This is a genomic window from Corynebacterium sp. HMSC067D03, assembly GCF_001811185.1.
Taxonomy (GTDB): Bacteria; Actinomycetota; Actinomycetes; order Mycobacteriales; family Mycobacteriaceae; genus Corynebacterium; species Corynebacterium coyleae.
The window spans coordinates 142,128-155,195 of the sequence record NZ_KV803804.1; the positions used below are offsets into that span (position 1 = coordinate 142,128).

The 13,068-nt window shown below is 62.3% G+C and carries 12 protein-coding genes; 8 read left to right on the forward strand and 4 right to left on the reverse strand.

Annotation, left to right across the window (positions count from 1 at the left end; genetic code table 11):
• Window positions 1-30: 30 nt before the first annotated feature.
• Genes HMPREF2785_RS03895 through HMPREF2785_RS03915 form a run of 5 tightly spaced genes read left to right on the forward strand, consistent with a single transcriptional unit; the run spans window position 31 to window position 6,374 of the window.
• Complete coding sequence (locus HMPREF2785_RS03895) at window positions 31-1,677, forward strand: TIGR04028 family ABC transporter substrate-binding protein (protein WP_070614282.1); 1,647 nt, start codon at window positions 31-33, stop codon at window positions 1,675-1,677.
• Window positions 1,678-2,670, forward strand: a complete 993-nt coding sequence (locus HMPREF2785_RS03900) for an ABC transporter permease (RefSeq protein WP_070422785.1) — start codon at window positions 1,678-1,680, stop codon at window positions 2,668-2,670.
• The gene (locus HMPREF2785_RS03905; RefSeq protein ID WP_070614283.1) at window positions 2,667-3,554 is read left to right on the forward strand and encodes an ABC transporter permease; all 888 of its coding nucleotides are present in this window, start codon (window positions 2,667-2,669) and stop codon (window positions 3,552-3,554) included. The genes HMPREF2785_RS03900 and HMPREF2785_RS03905 overlap by 4 nt, the downstream gene beginning before the upstream one ends.
• Window positions 3,551-5,164: a dipeptide ABC transporter ATP-binding protein gene (locus HMPREF2785_RS03910; protein ID WP_070614284.1), complete on the forward strand. Its 1,614-nt coding sequence runs from the start codon at window positions 3,551-3,553 to the stop codon at window positions 5,162-5,164. The genes HMPREF2785_RS03905 and HMPREF2785_RS03910 overlap by 4 nt, the downstream gene beginning before the upstream one ends.
• On the forward strand, window positions 5,157-6,374 hold the full coding sequence (locus tag HMPREF2785_RS03915) for an alkylhydroperoxidase domain protein (RefSeq protein ID WP_070614285.1): 1,218 nt from the start codon (window positions 5,157-5,159) through the stop codon (window positions 6,372-6,374). Before HMPREF2785_RS03910 ends, HMPREF2785_RS03915 begins: the two co-directional genes overlap by 8 nt.
• Here HMPREF2785_RS03915 and HMPREF2785_RS03920 read toward each other — a convergent pair.
• Window positions 6,371-6,883, reverse strand: a complete 513-nt coding sequence (locus HMPREF2785_RS03920) for a PspC domain-containing protein (protein ID WP_070815582.1) — start codon at window positions 6,881-6,883, stop codon at window positions 6,371-6,373. The two genes, HMPREF2785_RS03915 and HMPREF2785_RS03920, sit on opposite strands and share 4 nt — an antisense overlap.
• 179 nt (window positions 6,884-7,062) lie before the next feature.
• On the opposite strand from HMPREF2785_RS03920, the gene HMPREF2785_RS03925 reads away from it, so the two are divergent.
• Window positions 7,063-8,454, forward strand: coding sequence for an RNA-binding domain-containing protein (locus HMPREF2785_RS03925; protein ID WP_070614286.1), 1,392 nt, complete (start codon window positions 7,063-7,065; stop codon window positions 8,452-8,454).
• A gap of 113 nt (window positions 8,455-8,567) precedes the next feature.
• Here HMPREF2785_RS03925 and HMPREF2785_RS03930 read toward each other — a convergent pair whose 3' ends face one another.
• From HMPREF2785_RS03930 to HMPREF2785_RS03940, 3 genes are read right to left on the reverse strand one after another with little or no spacing between them, the layout of a single operon-like run.
• The gene (locus HMPREF2785_RS03930) at window positions 8,568-8,984 is read right to left on the reverse strand and encodes a hypothetical protein (protein WP_070570565.1); all 417 of its coding nucleotides are present in this window, start codon (window positions 8,982-8,984) and stop codon (window positions 8,568-8,570) included.
• 1 nt (window position 8,985) lies between these two features.
• Entirely contained in the window at window positions 8,986-9,450 is a 465-nt protein-coding gene (locus HMPREF2785_RS03935; RefSeq protein ID WP_070422792.1) for a DUF4411 family protein, read from the reverse strand.
• Window positions 9,447-10,571: a helix-turn-helix domain-containing protein gene (locus tag HMPREF2785_RS03940; protein WP_070570562.1), complete on the reverse strand. Its 1,125-nt coding sequence runs from the start codon at window positions 10,569-10,571 to the stop codon at window positions 9,447-9,449. The genes HMPREF2785_RS03935 and HMPREF2785_RS03940 overlap by 4 nt, the downstream gene beginning before the upstream one ends.
• Window positions 10,572-10,776: 205 nt before the next feature.
• On the opposite strand from HMPREF2785_RS03940, the gene HMPREF2785_RS03945 reads away from it, so the two are divergent.
• Window positions 10,777-11,514 carry a hypothetical protein gene (locus HMPREF2785_RS03945; protein ID WP_246821147.1) on the forward strand — a complete coding sequence of 246 codons (738 nt, stop codon included), beginning with the start codon at window positions 10,777-10,779 and terminating at the stop codon, window positions 11,512-11,514.
• The gene (locus HMPREF2785_RS03950) at window positions 11,511-13,064 is read left to right on the forward strand and encodes a Y-family DNA polymerase (RefSeq protein WP_070614287.1); all 1,554 of its coding nucleotides are present in this window, start codon (window positions 11,511-11,513) and stop codon (window positions 13,062-13,064) included. Before HMPREF2785_RS03945 ends, HMPREF2785_RS03950 begins: the two co-directional genes overlap by 4 nt.
• Window positions 13,065-13,068: the final 4 nt, after the last annotated feature.

Here is a 13,068-nt window from a genome sequence, read left to right on the forward strand (position 1 = left end):
GAAAACCACAAGGGAAAAGAGGACGATAACGTGCCGAAGAAAACGGTCGCGGCCCCAGTTGTACTTGTAGGTGCAGTTGCCCTGCTGAGCGGCTGCACCGCAGGGGGTGGCGCTGAATCTCACGCAGAGGGTGACAACGTGCTCACCTACCTGGAATCCAACTGGTTTAACAGCCTCTACCCGCCGGCTGCCGGGTTTTACCCCAACGGTGGTGTGGTGAATCAGTTAACAGACAGGTTGCTCTACCAAGACCCTGAAACGCTCGAACTCCAGCCGTGGATTGCCACCGACCTGCCGGAGATCAATGAGGACGCCACCGTGTTCACCTTCGATATCCGCACGGATGTGACCTACTCCGACGGCACACCGATGACGGCGCAGAACATCGTGGACAACTTCGACCTCTACGGCCAGGGCGACAAGGACCGCCTGCTCAACGTCTCGGAGCAGATCTCCAACTACGACTACGGCGAAGTCGTCGACGAGGACACGGTGCGCTTCCACTTCACCGCACCTTCTCCGGGCTTCGCGCAGGCTACGTCCTCGTACAACGCGGGCCTGCTGGCGGATTCCTCCCTGCAGCTGCGCAACGAGGACTTCGGCCCAGGCGGGGCGGCGAATGTGATCGGTTCGGGCCCCTTTGTCGTCGATAGTGAAACGCTGGGCACTGACCTCGTGCTGAAAACGCGCGAGGATTACGACTGGGCGCCACCGTCGCTCGAGCACCAGGGCCGGGCGCGCATTGACGGCATCCACTACACCTTCGCCGCCGAAGAAGCCGTCCGCTCCGGCGCGTTGCTGTCCGGCCAAGCGGACGCCGCGCGCACGATCTCTCCGCCAGTGGAGCGGCACCTGAAAGACCAGGGTGTGCAGGTGGTTGCCTCTGCCACCAACGGCATGAACAACCAATTGGCCATGCGGTTTAACCACCCGTTGCTGCAGGACATTCGAGTACGCAAGGCGATTATCCACGGCATCAACCGTGAAGAGATCATCCGCATTCTGCTGTCGGATTCCTACCCGCTGGCCACGTCGTCGATGACCTCGAGTGCCCTTGGCTACGCGGAGCAGCCCGGCGCGTACACGTTCGATCCCGATCAGGCGCGTGCGCTTCTCCACGACGCCGGCTGGACCCCCGGCCCCGACGGCATCCGCGTGAAAGACGGGCAGCGGTTGAGCCTGTCGGTCAACCACGCGCTGCCGCAGCCGCGCTCGAAAGAGATAGTCACGATGGTGCAGTCGGACCTGCGTGACCTCGGCATTGAGTTGAACATGGTGGCCGGTGATCGTGCCACGCAAAACGCAGCGCAGAAGGACATCAACCGCGTGCAGTTGATGCACACGATGGTGGGGCGTGCGGATTATGACGTGATTGAGTCGCACTTGTCGGTGAACCGCCGCGACTCGCTGCTGAACAACGCAGGAGATGGCACCCCAGTGGATGCCAAACTCGAGGAACTGCTGCAGAAGGTGGTTTCCACACCGGACGATGCGGGCCGTGCGGCCGCGTCGAAGGCGGTGCAGGACTACCTCACAGAACAGGCCTACGTGCTGCCGTTGTTCGAGGAGCCGCAGGTGTACGCACTTGCGCCACACGTGAAGGGCTTTGTTACCGAATCGGTGGCCCGCCCGAGTTTCTACTCGGTGTACTTCGACCGTGATGGGGAGGACAACTAAATGAGTAACACTGTGCTGAAACGCGTTGGGCAGGCGCTGCTCGTGCTGCTGCTTGCCTACACGCTTGCGTTCTTCCTGCTTTCCGCCCTGCCATCGGACGGCGTGGCTGCGCGCTATGCGGACCCCGCGCTTGGGCTGTCCCAGGCAGAGATCGAGGAGATCCGCGAGCAGATGGGCGTGGATAAACCGCTCGTCGAGCAGTACCTGGCCACCCTTGCCGGGCTGTTTACCGGCAACCTGGGGTTCTCGGTTGCCTCGGGCACGCCGGTGTTCGACCTCATCGTCGACGCCGCACCACACACCTTTGCGCTGGCCGCGACCTCGATCGGTCTTGCCGTCATCGTCGCGCTGCTCACCGCCTATGTGGCCACGCTGCCGGGCGGTGGTGCGGTGCGTAATTTCTTCCGCGCGCTGCCGTCGTTCATGGTGTCGCTGCCAGGCTTCTGGATTGCGATCCTGCTGCTGCAGTTCTTCTCCTTCCAACTCGGCTGGGTCAACGTGGTCGACCCGACCCCGCTCGAGGGGCTCATCCTGCCGTCGCTCACCCTGGCCGTGCCGATGGCTGCGCCGCTGATGCAGGTGCTCATCCGGTCTATCGACGAAGTCCGCGCCCAACCATTCGTCCAAGTCATCCGCGCCCGCGGTGCCAGCGAGGCCCGCATCTTCTGGCGCGACGTGCTGCGCAACTCGTTGCTGCCCGCCATCACCATGGCCGGCCTGCTGTTCGGCGAACTCGTCGGCGGGGCAGTGGTGACCGAAACCGTCTTCGGCCGCGCAGGCTTGGGCTCCCTGACCGTCAACGCGGTGTCCAGCCGCGACATGCCGGTCCTGCTGGGCGTGGTGCTTATCGCCGCGACCGCGTACGTGCTGATCAACCTCATCGTCGACTTGCTCTACCCGGTGCTTGATGTGCGACTGCGGGATGCGGGGCCACAGAGCAACAAGGCTAAGAAGAGCACCGCTCAGGCTGCCGTGAAGGAGGGCGCCCGATGACAACACAAACAACACAAGCAGCAACGAATCCTGTTGCGCGGGCGAATACGCGCGCTGGCGTGCGGGCGAAGTCGCGCAAGAACCGCCGGTGGCGCTCGCCGGCGACGTTCCTGTCGCTGATCGTCCTGGTCATCGCTGCCCTGTGGGCGCTGCTGCCGGGTGTGTTTGCCACCTACGACCCATACAAGGGCGTGGATGTGGCGCTGCTCGCGCCGAATGGCGAGCACATCTTCGGTACCGACGCCGTGGGCCGCGACGTGTACTCCCGCGTGGTTTACGGCGCACGCCAGTCGCTGCTCGGCGCACTGATCGCCGTGGTGGTCGGCCTGGTCCTGGGCACCTTGATTGGCCTTGTTGCAGGTACGCAGCGTGGCTGGGTAGAGACCGTGCTTATGCGGTTCGTGGACGTGCTGCTGGCCATCCCGGGCATTTTGCTGTCGCTGTCCATCATCATCGTCACCGGTTTCGGTTCGCTGCAGGCGGCGTTTGCTGTCGGTATGACATCGGTGGCCACGTTCGCTCGTCTGGCTCGTTCGCAGGTGATCCAGATTGCCGGTGCAGACTTCGTCGAGGCTGCCTACGGCTCTGGCGCAACCCAGACCCAGGTGTTGTTCCGCCACGTGCTGCCCAACTCGCTGACCCCAGTGTTGGCGCTGGCTGCGCTGCAGTTTGGCACCGCAATCCTGCAGTTGTCCATCCTTGGCTTCCTGGGCTACGGCGCACCGCCACCAGTGCCGGAGTGGGGCCTGCTGATCGCGGAAGGCCGCGACTTCATGTCCACCGCCTGGTGGCTGATCGTGCTGCCGGGTCTGGCCATTGTGGCCACCGTGATGTCCACCAACCACATCTCCCAGGTCATTCAGACAGAAGGTGATGCGAAGTGAGTACCGCAACCACACCGCTGCTTGAAGTTGACAGCCTTACCGTTGCGTACGGTGATGCCGAGCCGACCGTGGAAAACATCGCGTTTGCTGTCGAGGCAGGCAAGATGACCGCGATCGTCGGCGAGTCCGGCTCTGGCAAGACCACTTCCGCCATGGCGGCGCTCGACTTGTTGGGGCCCACCGGCAACGTGCGCGCGGGCTCCATCCGGTTTAAGGGCCAGGATCTTGCCAGCCTGAGCGCGGCCGAGTGGCGTCAGCTGCGCGGCGCAAAGATTGGTTTGGTCCCGCAGGATCCGAACAACTCGCTCAACCCGTTGAAAACCATCGGCGCATCCGTGGAGGATGGGTTGGAGATTCATGGGGTGGGGGACGCGGCGTCGCGTCGTCGTCAAGCAATTGCCCTGCTTGAGCGCGTCGGCATCGATGATCCTGAAAAGCGCTACAACCAGTACCCGCACGAGTTGTCCGGCGGCATGAAGCAGCGCGTGCTTATCGCGGCTGCGGTGGCGCTCGAGCCCGAGGTGCTCATTGCGGACGAACCCACGTCCGCACTCGACGTGACCGTGCAAAAAACCATCCTTGACCTGCTCGATGAGATGCGTGCCGAGTTGGGCCTGGGCGTCATTTTCATCACCCACGACCTTGCCGTGGCGGGCGATCGCGCCGATGACGTGGTCATCATGGAGCGCGGACGCGTCGTCGAGCACGGTCCTGTGAGCACGGTGCTGACCAACCCCACACAGGACTACTCCAAGCGCCTGCTGGCAAACGTGCCGTCGCTGTCCGTGGCAAATGCGTATCGACGCCCCCCTGTCACCACCGACACCCTCCTGCACGTGGACAACCTTGCCGTGAAGTACGGCGATTTCACCGCCGTATCCGATATCTCCTTCGAGGTCGCGCGCGGCTCCACGCACGCGCTGGTAGGCGGGTCCGGCTCCGGCAAAACCACCACAGGCCGCACGATCGCCATGTTTAACCAGCCTGCTGAGGGCAGCATCACCCTCGACGGCGAGGAACTGACCACGCTGAGCCCGAAGCAGAAGCGCAACTTCCGCAACCGCATCCAGATGGTGTACCAAAACCCGTTTTCTTCCCTAGACCCGAAGATGCGGGTCGGCGAGATTGTGGCGGAGCCACTGCGCAACCTCGCGGGGGCGTCGAAACGCGAAAGCCTTGCGCGCGCCAACGAGTACTTGGAGCGCGTGGCGCTTGATCCGGAGCGGTTCGCCACGCGCACCCCGGCGCAACTGTCCGGCGGGCAGCGCCAACGCGTCGCCATCGCACGCGCGCTCATCGTCGAGCCGGAACTGGTGGTGCTTGACGAGGCCGTCTCCGCACTCGATGTGACCGTGCAGGCGCAGATCCTGGAACTGCTGGAAAACCTGCAGCGCGAACTGGGGCTGACCTACGTGTTCATCTCCCACGACCTGGCGGTGGTGCGCCAGATTTCGGATACGGTGAGCGTGTTCAGCCGCGGCCAACAAGTGGAATATGGCCCCACCGACAAGGTGTTCTCACACCCGCGCCACGACGTCACCCGTGAACTTATCGACGCCATCCCCGGCACCGTCTTCCGTGCCCGACAGTTAGGAGAGTTTGTTGTCTAACGACATTATCGACCTGCTCGCAGAAACCCCGGCCGACCTTGCCGAACTGCGCCGCCGCCGACCCGAAGCCGTAGAAAACGCCCAGCGCAGCTTCGCAGCCCTGTTTGAGCCCGCCAACCCGGCGCTGATCGAGGCCCTGCCGGTATCCACCCGCTACGCCGTCGCCGCTTTCGTCGCCGGCATTTCCGGTGCGCAGCGCGCCGCGGAGTTTTACGCGGATTTGCTTGTCGACGAAGACGAGGCGCTCGTTGCCGTGGTCGAAGACGCGGTGCGCGCAGGTGTATCCGCCGGCCCCTACGCGGGCGGGGACTTTGTCACCTTCGGCGAGGGGCAGCTCGCCGCCGCCTTTGACTTCGCCCACCTGCTGACCTTCCATCCGAAGGATGCTTCGCCGGCGGCGATCGGGCACCTGCAGACCGCTGGCTACACCGAGGACGCGATCGTCTCGCTCGGCCAACTCATCTCCTTTGTGGCGTTCCAGCTGCGCGTCGTGCACGGTGTGCAGGTGCTGGCTGGCGGTACTGCTGCCTCGGGTGGTTCGGGTGCTGGCGATGCTGCTGTTGAGCGCCCCGCCGGCGTCGCCGATCCCGGCTGGGAGCCGGCCGCGGCGACCCTGCAGCCGGAGGTTGTTGCACCCGAGAAGTTTGTCAACCACTCCCTGGGCTGGAAGCCGTGGGTGGCACCGCTTGAAGAGTCCGACTTCACCGACGAGCAACGCGACGCTCTGATCAAGCCGGAACGCATCGGCATGGAGTACTTCCGTCTGCTCGCCCGCGACCCGCAGGCATTGAAGGCGCGCACCCTGACCGACCTGGACATCTTCTACAACACCGAAGGTGGCCTGGGCCGTGCCGAGCGCGAACTTGCCGCTACCGTCGCGTCCCGTTTGAACGGCTGCGAGTACTGCGCATCCGTGCACCAGGCACGTTCGAAGGAGGAAGGCGGCGACGCGGAGGCGATCGATCGTCTCCTGGACGAAGGCGTGGAGGCGGACCTTGGCTCTGACACCTGGGACGCGATCCGCCAGGCTGCGGTTGCGCTGACCCGCACGCCGTTTGCTTTCGGTGCCGAGCACGTCGAGGCGCTGCGCGAGGTCGGGTTGGATGATCTGGCAATCATCGACGTGATCAACTCGTCGGCCTTCTTCAACTGGGCCAACCGTCTCATGCTCACGCTCGGCGCGCCGGATGTGCCGAAGCGCTACCGCTAGCGCCTGAACCCGCGGCGGCGTTTCTGGTCGCGCCACACGAGGTCGTCGTCACGCCATTGCTCGGGTGGCGTCGGGTTTTCGGCGTAGGCGAAAACCCACATGAACAGCAACATCACGTACACGCCAAAGGTCACACGGTTATCGCCTGCGTCAGCCGCCGCCGGGATGAAAATGATCAGCCCGAGCAGAAGCAGCCAGCCGGTGCGGCACTCCTTCTGCTCGATGGGGCTGCGCTGATCCTTGCGGGTAAAGATCGCCCGGCCCGGGCTCATGTCCTCCCCAAGACGCGGCATGAGCAGCCAGCACAGCAGGTATGCGAAGATGCCACCGCCGAAAATAAACCCGGTGAGCACAAACGCGATACGCACCGCCACCGGGTCGTAGCCGTAGCGGGCACCGAAACCGGTGCACACACCGCCGAATACGGCCCGACCACCTTGGTCTTTCGTGATGCGCCGCGGGCGGGTTTCCCACATGTGCTTGAGCGATGTCGATGAGGTTTGAGCCATGCGTGCCATTATCCGTATCTACGGCGGACTTCGCAGCAGGGGTTTCGAGAATGGCGGGGCCTGCGCGAGGGCCTTTGCGGTAGCTCGAAAGCTACTAGAAAGCTACTCGAAAGGGAATGTTTCTAGGTTGAGCTGCGAAAACTCGTCTACTAGAAAGCCTTTCGAGTAGAATTCCTTCTGTGCATCCAGAGAGAAACTACCGAGATGACCCGAGCCTCCTTCTGCGTCTGCCGGAAGATCAATGGTTCGAGCGAAAGTCTTTCCGTATCAAGCCGAAGGATCTCGCCAAGACCATCGTCGGCATGGCAAATGCGGAGGGCGGCATTATTGCTGTCGGAATTACTGACCGGGAGTTTGATGGGGCACCGACGCCTAAACAGGACAATGATCTGAGACAAACATCGCTCGACCACACGGATCCAACCGTGCGCGTTCGAATCGAGCCGTTCGATATCGGCGACGGTGCGCAGGTTTACCTGTTTCATGTAGACCCGAGTGAGCATGTGCATTATTTGCGGTCGGGGGACTGCTTCCTGCGTGTCGGCGACGAATCTCGGTTGCTGAATGCAGACGGCATTCTCGAACTGCGTTACACCAAGGGTGAGCAACAGTTCGACGCGACGGTGCTGCCCCGTGTCGGTATGGGTGATCTCGATATGGAGGTCGTTGGTGAATATGCCAACGTTATTGGTTCTTCTTCCGCTGAAGACGCTCTTAAAGCAAGAAATCTCATCGACCGTGAAGGTAGGCCCCGAACAGCAGCACTCTTGCTCTTCGGTAAAGACCCGCAAGAGTTCTTCCCTAATGCGCATGTCCGTGTTCTGCGGTTCGGTGAGGATGAGCGGCTCGCGGGGCATCAGCAACAGCTTTTGGCCGACGACCGGTTTGAGGGGCCGTTGCCACAACAAATTGGGGCTGCTCAGCGGGCGATTGAGGGGATGCTGCCGCAAGTCCGGCGCCTGGGCGCTTCGGGGTTGTTCGAGGATGAAAATCTCATCCCGAACGACGTTTGGCTTGAGGGATTAGTAAATGCTGTCATTCACCGGTCGTACAGCATAGCTGGTGACCATGTGCGGTTCGAGATCTATCCATCTCGCCTCGAAGTTTCGAGTCCGGGGCGCTTTCCCGGTTTGGTGGACCCCACACGACCAGAATCTATTGCTCGATTTGCGCGCAATCCTCTCATTGCGCGGGTGACGGCAGAGCTTCGGATTGGTCAAGAACTCGGCGAGGGTATCCGCCGTATGTTCGCAGGTATGCGGCGAGTGGGTTTTGCTGACCCGATTTACCAGCAGACGAGCGGAAGTGTTCTGCTCACGTTGAAGGCGGTTCAACGGCTTGATCCGAAGACCGCGGACTCCCTCCCGCCTCACGCCGGCAGCGCCCTGTCAGTCATGCAAGCGAAAGGCGGGCCAATGTCTACGGGGGAGGTTGCAGATGCCTTGGGGATTTCGAACCCGCCTGCCCGCCGCGCGTTGAAAGCGCTGCGGGAGGAGGGCCTTATTCAATGGCGCGGTAAAGGTCCGCGGGACCCTCGGGCGGTATGGCTTTTGGAAGGGCCTTTGCGGTAGCTCGAAAGCTACTAGAAAGCTACTCGAAAGCTACTCGAAAGGGAATGTTTCTAGGTTGAGCTGCGAAAACTCGTCTACTAGAAAGCCTTTCGAGTAGATTCTTTCTAGTAGTTCTATGCGTACGCGAGGCGCCGCGTGCCGTCCACGTGCGGGTACAGCAACCACGCCGCCACTGCCGCAAGGATGCCAACCAGCAGCCCCGCCACCGCGGACCAGTGCACCAGCGGGCCCATCATGAGTACCAGCCACCACACCATGAGCGGCACAACCATGCTTATCGACGGCACCCTGCTGACATTTTTCTCCTCCGCAAACGCCACAATCTGCTTCCGGTAGGGGTGCAACCACGTCACCGCGATAGCAACAACGACGCAGACCAGTGCTGTGATCGCCTTGATGCCCAGCGGCGCTTCGGACACCATCACGCCCACGGAACCGCCCACAGCCAGCGAACCCAGCGCGCGCACGATGGCGGGTGTGGGGATCGGAGTGACGCGGCTACGGACCTCGTTGGCGCTGATCGGGATCATGTCAGAACCTCCAGTTCTCAGCCTTGAGTAGGCCGAAAAAATTGATGCATGTGACACCATGCTCGTCGGCGACATTGGGAATCTTCAAATTCCGGCCTTGAACTCCGGGTCCCTTTCTTGTTTCCTGAGTCACGAGGATCGACCCCTCGATTGCTGCATGCGCGATGACGAAGGGATCAGCGGCGTTTTGTTTCTCAACTACCCAGTCTGGGTGGGCGGTTGAGATTTTGGCTGCTATCTCATAGTCCTGCTCCGTGTGTGGATGGACGAATTCATCAATGGATCTTGTCCATTTGTGAAGGTCGTCGGTACCTCGCTTGATCTCTTCTTCGACCATCCCGCAAATGCAGGCGCGACCATCTGTGATCAACTCTTCGACATTGCTCCAAACACTCGCGAAATGTTCGCGGGGATACCAACGCTCCATGTTGATCAAGATGTTGGCATCGAAGGTGTAGGAAGTCATCCTGCCTCACTTCGATAGGCATCAATCAGCTTGTCGACGGTTGGTACACGCGAATCGAGGAAATACGATGCATCGAGAATGCTAATTTTCTCTTCTTCTAACGCACGAGCCACCGTGCCCACGTACGTTGCGCCGAGATCCCGGTAACGCATCCGCCAATATGCTGGCCCGGCTTCCTTCTTTTTCATCTGGTCGCGTTCTTGTTTCCATGCGGAATTGCTTAACGACATTTCACGTTTCACGGCCGATTCGTTGACCACACCGAGGTTTTTGAGCCGAATAGCCGCAGCAACCCGGCTTACCTTGAAGTGGGTGGCAATTACGCCGACGAGGTCATCGCTATCTAGGCCAGATAGTTTCTCCGAAACTGCTGCCCCTGGCATAAGAAAGTGTGCAGCGAAAGAGTTAACTAACGCTTCTTCAGTGTCGGTCTCCTCGAGCAAGCACAACCCGCTGCTGCGGTTGATGAGGTGGCCCAATTCATGGAAAAGGGTAAACGTCTTTCCTGCAGAGCTGTCTTTTCCGTTGAGTAGAACAATCGGCAACACGTCGTGATAGACAGAGAGGCCGCGGAAGACTCCACGTTCCACATCCGAAGTTTGGAACACCATGATCCCATGGTTTTCCAAAAGGTCGCGCCACATTTTGAAGCCAGCGTCCTTTGTTGGTCCGGTAGGAACAAAAGAAGGCTCGAGCTCCAACAGAGAACGCATCGCTGCTGCTGCCTGCTGCTCTGTGCCCCAGTGAAAAGCGGTAGGGAATGTGATTCCGGCGTGAGAAGGTTGGCTGTACTCCAGCATGATCTCGCGGTAGCGTTCCGCCCTTCGCAGCGCTTTAGTGGTGGCTGCGTCGAGCCCATCGGCTTCGGGGGACTGCCGGAAATCAACCGTAGGGGGGACATCTGCTTGGGCTGGCGGTTCGGTGAAGAAAAATGCGGGTGTGCGGTCGAGCTTTTTCGCTACATTGACCAGTTGTTTGAACGTTGGCTTCGCGGTGCCGGTTTCAAAGGCGTCAATCTGCTTTGCCTTCACTCCGATTGCATTTGCTAGCTCGCTTACTGTGAGACCAGATACCTGACGTGCCCATGCGAGCGTTTGCGGTTGAATTGGAACCCGCTCCATCAGTCTGCCTCCTTCAGCTGTGCGAATGTTCGGATAGGAAATGATGCTGCTGAGCGTACTCAATCTGGTTCAATGCGTATACAAAAGCTGATTCGCGTGAAAGACTTTCATTCCTTGAACAGCGAAAAGAAGTTGAAAATAATTTAGCAAGCCTGTTCGACCAGGGGCGTTGCCTGCGTCGACCCCGGGGTGCATACTATCTGGCGTGAGTGGAACACCTATTCGAGCGTTATCTGCGGCGGCGCACCTGCATGAAGTGGGCGAAGCGCCTGCTCAGCCGACGCGTGCTGAGCAGATCGCAGAGCTGCGTGCGCGTATGGCTGCGCTCGGCGGGGAGGTCCCTCAGGAGGTTGCTGCTGATACTGAGGTGCTCACGATCGGCGGTGGTCTTTCGACTGTGTTGCCGAATGGTGGCTTGGCGCGAAGGGCGGTCACGCACGTCAGCGACACCCCGGCGCTGATCGTGGAGCTCATCGGCCAGGTGGTGGAAGCCGGTGGGCGCGCAGGCGTGGTGGGTTGGCCGGAGTTGTCGTATGCCGCGATCGGCGCCGATGCGCTTGAGCGGGTCGTTGCGGTGCCGGAGCCGGGTATTGACGACCTCTCGGTGGCGGGCGTGCTCGCCGAAGGGCTTGACCTGGTGGTGCTGCGCACCCGCAGCCCGTTCCAGCTCACCCCGGTGCGCGCCCGGCCACTGCTGGCCAGGATCCGGAAAGGGCAAGCGGCGCTTGTGTGTGTCAACGTTGCGGTGCCGTCGCCGGCGCTCACGCTGACGGGCACGCTCGCACAATTCCACGGCATCGGCAGAGGCACAGGGCGCATTACCGGGATCGATTTCGACGTGCGCGCAGAAGGTAAGGGCTATCGTCCGGCGAGTGCACGGGTGACGTTGGGTGCTGGTGGTGAGCGGGTCGTCGATAGGCGAAAGCTGCGACTGGTCACATGAGAGTAGCGGCGTTGTGGTTTCCGGACTGGCCCGTGCAGGCTGCGAAGTTGGAGTCCGGCGACGAGTTGATAGAACCCATTGCGATTGCTGCGCACCACAGGGTGAAGGCGTGCTCGCAGGCAGCCCGCCAAGTGGGCATCCGGCGTGGGATGCGGGTGCGAAACGCACAGGCGGCAGCGCCGGAGCTGACGGTGGTGGAGGACAACGCCGACCGCGACGGCCGGATGTTCGCAGCACTTGCAGCGGGTCTCGACGATGTCGCGGCGAGCGTAGAAGTGCTGCGCCCAGGCCTTGTCGTTGCGGACCTTGAGGCCGCGGGCAAGTTCCACGGCAGTGAGGACCGTGCGCTCGAGATGCTTATCGACGCCGCCTCGCGCCGCGGCATCGACGCCCTTGCCGGTGCCGCCGACGAGATCGCCACCGCAGTGATCGCCTCGCGCTCATCTGACGTGGTGGCGCAGGGGCAGTCGGCGACGTTCCTGGCAGACCAGCCACTCGGTGTGCTCGTCGCCGAAGAAGCGCTCGGCGCGGACATGGACACGGTGCGGGCGTTGGGGCAGTTGGGGATTTCCACGCTCGGGCAGTTGGCGGCGCTGCCCCCGGCGGCTGTCACCACGCGCTTCGGCCAGTCCGGGATGCTCATCTACCGGATCGCCGCAGCCACGCCGGACCGCCGCGTCGCGCCCGAAATTCCCGTGGAGGACCTCGCGGTGGCGATCACTCCGGAGGACCCGATCGACCGAGTTGATGCTGCAGCGTTCGCCGCCCGTGCGCTGGCCGCCAGCCTGCACGAACGGCTGAAGGAAACGGGGCGGAACTGCCTGCGGCTGAAGGTGACCGCCGAACTTGGCGACGGCACCCGTGTCGAACGCGTCTGGCGCACCCGCGAAGCACTCACCGAGGCCGCCACCGCCGACCGTGTGCGCTGGCAACTCGACGGCTGGCTCACTGGCGGCGGCGCAGGCGAAATTACAAGTCTCATCCTGGAACCACTCGAACTCGCCGCGCCCGAACCCGTCGGCGAACTGTGGGCCGACGGCGCCTCCACCGACACCGCCCGCCGCGTCGTGGAACGCGTGCAATCCCAACTCGGCATCGACGCGGTGCTCCAACCCCGGCTCGTCGGCGGCCGTGGCGTGGCAGAACGGGTGCAGATGGTGCCGTACGGGGAGGCGGGGCCGGTCGTCGACAAGCGGTCGTGGCCCGGAGCGATCCCAGCACCGCTGCCTGCGCGCCTCGGCGGCGGCATTGAGCACCCCGCCTCGCGCATCGCGCTTATCGACGACACCGCAACCCCCGTCATCGTCACCGCCGAAGTGCTGCTCTCAACCACGCCGTACGCCCTGGCCTGGGGCGATCGCCGGTTTCTGGTTACCGGCTGGGCCGGGCCGTGGCCCGTGGATGAAGGATGGTGGGCCCAAACCGAAGGGGCCACAGGACGGCTTGCGCGCATGCAAGTCGTCGGGCGCGAAGGCGGACCAGACGGCGCTGTCACAGGCTGGTTGCTTGTGTGGAGCAGACGCAGCTGGCGCGTCGAGGCGGTGTATTAACGGT